General features: G+C 74.3%; 4 protein-coding genes. 1 reads left to right on the top strand and 3 read right to left on the bottom strand.

Translation table 11 applies throughout. The features are described from left to right. Positions 1 to 43 precede the first annotated feature (43 nt). The 3 genes from ACFUVW_RS18850 to ACFUVW_RS18840 form a co-directional block, all read right to left on the bottom strand. Positions 44 to 1,168: an ABC transporter ATP-binding protein gene (locus tag ACFUVW_RS18850; protein WP_430572838.1), complete on the bottom strand. Its 1,125-nt coding sequence runs from the start codon at positions 1,166 to 1,168 to the stop codon at positions 44 to 46. A 226-nt stretch (positions 1,169 to 1,394) separates the two neighbouring features. After that, positions 1,395 to 2,291, bottom strand: a complete 897-nt coding sequence (otsB, locus tag ACFUVW_RS18845) for a trehalose-phosphatase (RefSeq protein ID WP_430572837.1) — start codon at positions 2,289 to 2,291, stop codon at positions 1,395 to 1,397. Then, positions 2,288 to 3,754 (bottom strand): trehalose-6-phosphate synthase, encoded by a 1,467-nt coding sequence (locus tag ACFUVW_RS18840; RefSeq protein ID WP_430572836.1) that lies wholly within the window; start codon positions 3,752 to 3,754, stop codon positions 2,288 to 2,290. Before ACFUVW_RS18840 ends, otsB begins: the two co-directional genes overlap by 4 nt. Before the next feature lie 220 nt (positions 3,755 to 3,974). Between ACFUVW_RS18840 and ACFUVW_RS18835 the strand changes: the two genes are divergently transcribed. Next, positions 3,975 to 5,978, top strand: a complete 2,004-nt coding sequence (locus ACFUVW_RS18835) for a serine/threonine-protein kinase (protein WP_430572835.1) — start codon at positions 3,975 to 3,977, stop codon at positions 5,976 to 5,978. Positions 5,979 to 6,120: the final 142 nt, after the last annotated feature.

The following is a 6,120-nucleotide window of genomic DNA, read 5'->3' as shown; positions in this document are numbered from 1 at the left end:
AGCCGGACCCGCCCCTCGGGCGGTGCTCTGACTCAGTCCTGGGTCAGTTGAGGCGGTTGCCCGTCGCGGCCGAGAAGAGGTGCGACTGACCCGGCTTGATCGTCACGTGGATCGTGTCGCCCTTCATGGGGACGTTGCGCGGGTCGATGCGCACGATCACCTGGTTGTCGCCGGCGCCCGAGCGGACCTCGGCCTCCTCGGCGGCGGGGCCGACGAGCGTGCCGTAGACGAAGGCATCCGAGCCGAGCTCCTCGACGAGGTTGACGGCCACGGGCATCGCGTTCTCGGTGCTCTCCGAGACCACCTCGAGCGCCTCGGGGCGGAAGCCGATGGTGATCTTGCCGCCGTCGGCGTCGGTGAGCTGCTCCACGGTCGACCGCTCCAGCGGAACCCGCGCGTGGCCCACGTGGGCCACGCCGTTGTCGACCTTGAAGGTGGCGATGTTCATCGCCGGCGAGCCGATGAAGCCCGCGACGAAGACGTTGGCCGGGGTGTCGTACATCTCGCGCGGCGTGCCGACCTGCTGCAGCAGGCCGCCCTTGAGCACCGCGATGCGGTCGCCCATGGTGAGCGCCTCGGTCTGGTCGTGCGTCACGTAGACGGTCGTGACGCCGAGGCGGCGCTGCAGCGACGCGATCTGCGTACGCGTCTGGACGCGGAGCTTGGCGTCGAGGTTCGACAGCGGCTCGTCCATGAGGAACACCTGCGGCTGGCGCACGATCGCGCGACCCATGGCGACGCGCTGACGCTGACCACCGGAGAGCGCCTTCGGCTTGCGGTCGAGGTACTCGGTGAGGTCGAGGATCTTGGCGGCCTCCTCGACGCGCTGGCGGATCTCGGCCTTGGGGGTGCCGGCGATCTTCAGCGCGAAGCCCATGTTGTCCGCCACCGACATGTGGGGGTACAGCGCGTAGTTCTGGAACACCATCGCGATGTCGCGGTCCTTCGGCTGGACGTCCGTGACGTCGCGGTCGCCGATGAGGATGCTGCCGCCGTTCACGTCCTCCAGGCCGGCGAGCATGCGGAGCGAGGTGGACTTCCCGCAGCCCGAGGGGCCGACCAGGACGAGGAACTCGCCGTCCTCGACGTGCAGGTTGAGCTGGTCGACGGCCGGGCGCTCCGTGCCCGGGTAGATGCGCGTCGCGTGGTCGAAGGTGACCGTTGCCATGGTTGCAATCCCTCCACCGGCAGGTACGTGCCGGACGATCCGTTGTGGGTGGGTGCCGTTGCTTTCACGCTGGCGTGTCGGCGGTGACACATTCTGTTGTCGCGCGCTCCGGGGCCTCGGCCGGACGGCCTCGGGTCGGTGCGCCGGGATGATCGTACATGCCCCGGGCGTGAGTTCCGACACAGCCCAGGTCAGGGACCCGCGGGGGCTCGGAAAGGGTTGTCCGTCAGTGCTCGAGCGCGTCCGCGAGGCGCTCCAGCAGGGCGGCGAGCGCGTCCGCGTCCGCCACGCGCTCCCTCGCCCGCGTCGGCCCGGGGCCGACCTTGACGCCCAGGTCGCCCGGCCCGAGCACCTCGAACGCGGCCTCGTCGGTGGTGTCGTCGCCGGCGTAGAGGACGAGCCCCCGGAGGTGCTCGTCGCCCTCCTCCAGCTCCTCGCGCAGCCGCTCGACGGCGATCCCCTTGGAGGTGGGGACGACGGCGATCTCGACGACGTCCTTGCCGTGCATCGCGTGCAGACCGAGCCGCGCGGCCACCGCGTCGGCGTCGGCCGCCGCGGCGCGCGCGTCGTCGGCGTCGCAGAGCCGGGTGTGGAGGACGGCGGCGCTGGGCTTGTCCTGCACCCACGCGCCGCGCCGCCCGTCGACCGCGTCCTGCAGCCCCTCGCGCAGCCGCCCCAGCCGGTCCGCCTGCGCACCGGTGAGGCGCAGCGGCACGGCGTCGACGCCGTGCGCGGCGACCCGGCCGGTCTCCGCCCCGTGGCTGCCCACCAGGTAGGTGCCGGCCGGCACGCCGGACCGGGCGGCGAGGTCGGTGAGGTTGCGCCCCGAGACGAGGGCGAGCCGCAGCTCGTCGCCCCCGGTCGGCACCGGCCGCGCCGCGAGCGCGGCGAGCCGCTCCACCGCCGCGCGGGCGGCCGGCGTCATCGTGGACGCCGAGGGGTCGTCGACCAGCGGCGCGAGCGTCCCGTCGAAGTCGAGCGCGACGAGCCGCGCGACCCGCGGCGTCGACCCCGGCCGGCGGGCGAACGCGAGCACCGCGGCCTCGGCCGCCTCGTCCCCGCCCGGCACGGGCCCGGTCAGCTGCTGCCCGGTCACCTGGCCGGTCACCTGCTGCCCGTTCACCCGCGGCTCGACCGGGCCGGCATCGCGGTGAGGACGCCGAGGAACGTCTCGGACCACTTCGCGACGTCGTCGGCCATCACCTTGCGGCGCAGCCGGCGCATCCGGCGCCGCTGCTCGCGCGGGGGCATGTGCGCCGCCGCGACGATGGTGTCCTTCATCCCGTCGATGTCGTGCGGGTTGACCAGGAGCGGCCCGGGGGCGAGCTCGTCGGCCGCGCCGGTGAACTCGCTCAGCACCAGCACGCCCTGCTCGTCCGAGCGCGCCGCGATGTACTCCTTCGCCACGAGGTTCATGCCGTCGCGCAGCGACGTCACGAGCATGACGTCGGCCGCGAGGTACAGCGCGGCCATCTCCGCGGGCGGGTAGGAGTGGTGCAGGTAGTGGATCGCCGAGTGCCCGAGCTCGCCGAACTCGCCGTTGATGCGGCCCACGAGGACCTCGACGTGCTCGCGCAGGTCCTGGTAGGCGCCCACGTTCTCGCGGCTGGGGCTGGCGACCTGCACGAGAGTCGCGTCCTCGACGTCGAGCCGGCCGTCCTGCAGCAGCTCGCCGTACGCCTTGATGCGGTGCCGGATGCCCTTGGTGTAGTCGAGGCGGTCGACGCCCAGCATCATCACCTTCGGGTTGCCGAGGTCGGCGCGGATCTCCTTCGCGCGGGCCTGCACCTCCGGCTCGCGGGCCAGCGCGTCGAAGTGGTGGGAGTCGATCGAGATGGGGAAGGCCGCGGCCCGCACGTGCCGGGCGGGGCGCCCGTCCTCCTCCGCGACCGTGATGATCGGCCCGCGCGTGGTGTGCTTCGTGAGCCGCCGCACGGAGCGGACGAAGTTCGACGCGTCGCCCCCGCGCTGGAAGCCGATGAGGTCCGCGCCCAGCAGGCCCTCGACGATCTGGGTGCGCCACGGCAGCTGCTGGAACAGCTCCACCGCGGGGAAGGGGATGTGGTCGAAGAACCCGATCCGCAGGTCGGGCCGCAGGTCGCGGAGCATCTTCGGCACCAGCTGGAGCTGGTAGTCGTGCACCCACACGACGGCGTTCTCGGCCGCCTGCGCGGCCGCGGCCTCGGCGAACCGGCGGTTGACGCGCCGGTAGGCGTCCCACCACTGCCGGTGGTAGGTCGGGGGCGAGATGACGTCGTGGTACAGCGGCCAGAGCGTGTCGTTGGCAAAGCCCTCGTAGTACCGCTCGATCTCCGGCTTGCTGAGGGTGACCGGCACCAGGAGCATGCCGTCGGCCTCGAAGGGCTCGTGCTCGAGGTCGGGGGCGCCGGACCAGCCGACCCAGGCGCCGTCCGCCTCGCGCATCACCGGCTCGAGTGCGGTGACGAGGCCGCCGGGGGAGCGGTGCCAGTCCACCCCGCCGTCGGAGTCGACCGTGAAGTCGACGGGGAGCCGGTTGGCGACGACGACGAGGTCGTACCCGTCGCCCTTCCGACGATGGCTGCTTGACGAACCTTTGCCTGCCAAGGGACCTCTCTCCACGTGCTCTGCCAGGAATCCTTCAAGGACTCCGGAGGACTTCGAAAGGACAACGTCCTCCCCGGACAGGGTACCGACGGCGTCCCTGCCTCGCCGGGCGCGGCCCGACGTCACCCGCTCGCGACCGGCCCTCGACCCGGCTGTGACCTGCCGCGGACCCGCGCGGCACGGCGCGCCCCGGGGGGTCCGGACGGATACGGTGTGCCCCATGGGTGAGGTCGACGCGGTGCAGGTCCCGGGGCGCAACCCCGTGCCCGGGCCCCCGTCGGCCGCGCGCGACGGTGGCCAGAACGGCGCGTCCCAGAACGGCGCGTCCCAGCACGGGACGGCGCGGAACGGCGCGTCGTCGGACCGCGCGCCGCGCGCTCCCCGGACCCGTGACGGCGGGCTCGCCGAGGGCGCAGAGGTCGGCGGGTACACCGTGGTGCGACCCCTCGGCAGCGGCGCGATGGGCGCGGTCTACGAGGCGGTGGACGGCGGCGGCGCCCGCGTGGCGCTCAAGGTGCTGCACGCGCACGTCGATGCCGACCCCGCCGGGCGCGAGCGGCTGCGTCGCGAGGCCGCGGCCCTGCAGCGGCTGCGGCACCCCGCCGTCGCGCAGGTGCTCGACGCCGAGCTGGAGGGCCCGTACGCGTTCGTCGTGACCGAGCTGGTGGACGGCGTCACCCTCGAGGAGGAGGTGGACGAGCGCGGCCCGCTCGACGCCGCCGACGTCTTCTCCCTCGCCGACCAGCTGGCCGCGGCCCTCGAGGCCGTGCACGACGCGGGCGTGGTGCACCGCGACCTCAAGCCCTCCAACGTGATGATCACCGCGCAGGGCCCGGTGCTCATCGACTTCGGCATCGCGCAGGGCCCCGGCGACACCCGGACGACGTCCGCGGGGTTCGTCATGGGCACCCCCGGCTACATCGCCCCCGAGCTGCTCGACGGCGGGGCGCCCGTCGCGGAGACCGACTGGTGGAGCTGGGCCGCGCTGCTCTCGTTCGCGGCCACCGGCCGCTCACCGTTCGGTGTGCGGCCCACCGAGCTCGTGCTGCGGCGCTCGCGGGAGGGCCGGCCCGACCTCCACGGGCTGCCGGCACGCACCGCGCGGGCGCTCGCCGGGGCGCTGCAGGCCGACCCGGCGCTCCGCTGGGGGCCCACCGAGGTGGCGCGGGCCCTGCGCCGCGACCTCGACGACGCCCTGGGCGGCGCCCCCGACCCGTGGGCCGGCCCCGACGCCACCCAGCGCATCGCGCAGTCCGAGGAGACCCAGCGGGTGGGGCTGCCCACGCAGGTGGTCGCCGCGGCGGCCGCCGCCCCGGCGTCGTACCCCCCGACGGGCGCCGTCCCGATCGCGCCGGGCACGCCCCAGGCCGCGCCGCCGCCCCCGCCACCGGTCGCGCCCGACCGCCCCGCCGCGTCGGCCCCCGCCACGCCGGCCGACGCCGACGACCCCACGCAGACGATGACCGCGCTGGAGCGCGACCGGCTGCAGGCGCAGGACGGCGCCACCCGCGCCATCCCGGTCGGCGACGTCCGCTACAAGGGCTACGACCAGCTGGTCGAGGAGCTGCCGCCCGAGCCACCCGGCCCGTACGTGCGCCCCGTGCACCGGCGGCGCACCGGCACCGCCGTCGCCGTCGCGCTGCCGCTGGTCGCCCTCGCGGCCACGCGCCCGCTCATCGGGTTCGGCGCCTTCGTCGCGCTCGTCCTCGTGTGCCGCGCCGTCGCGACGTCGGGCGACCGGCTGCACACGCGGCGCGAGCACAAGGGCGTCCGCCGCTCCGACGGGCTCGTCGGCACGCTGCTGTTCCCCTGGCACGCGTTCCTCGGGATCCTCGGGTCGATCCCCGCGGTGCTGGTCGGCGCCTGCGCCGGGCTGCTGACCCTGCTGGCCGGCTGGTGGCTGTTCGGCGCGGGGCACCTCATCGTGCTGCCCCGCGCGGACCTGGAGGCGCGCTCCCAGGGCGGGATGAACGAGGACATCGTGTTCAACGGCGTCCTGGCCGGCGTGATGGTCGTCGCGCTCCTGGCCACGTGGTTCGGGCCGGCGGGCGGCTCCGCACGCGAGGGCGGCCGCATCATCGTCGGGAAGATCGCCCCGGTCCGCATCGGCGCCGTGGTCGCCGTGGCCGTCTGCCTGGTGCTCACCGTGATCCTCGTCGCACCCGTGCTGTCCGACCCCACGATCGAGTGGTGGCCCATCAGCGGGCCGCCCGACATCCTCTGACCTGTCGCACTCGACGCCGGTCGGCCCGGCAGGACATTCCCGGCGAACGTTCAGGTGCCGCGGGTAGGCTTCGCCCCGTCCGGCGCTGCCGCGCCGCCACGCCCTCCCGAGATCCTCGAGGACATGATGTCGACGAAGAACC

It is taken from the genome of Isoptericola sp. NPDC057391 (assembly GCF_042668085.1).
Taxonomy (GTDB): Bacteria; Actinomycetota; Actinomycetes; order Actinomycetales; family Cellulomonadaceae; genus Isoptericola.
This window is presented reverse-complemented; position numbering and strand designations above follow the sequence as displayed.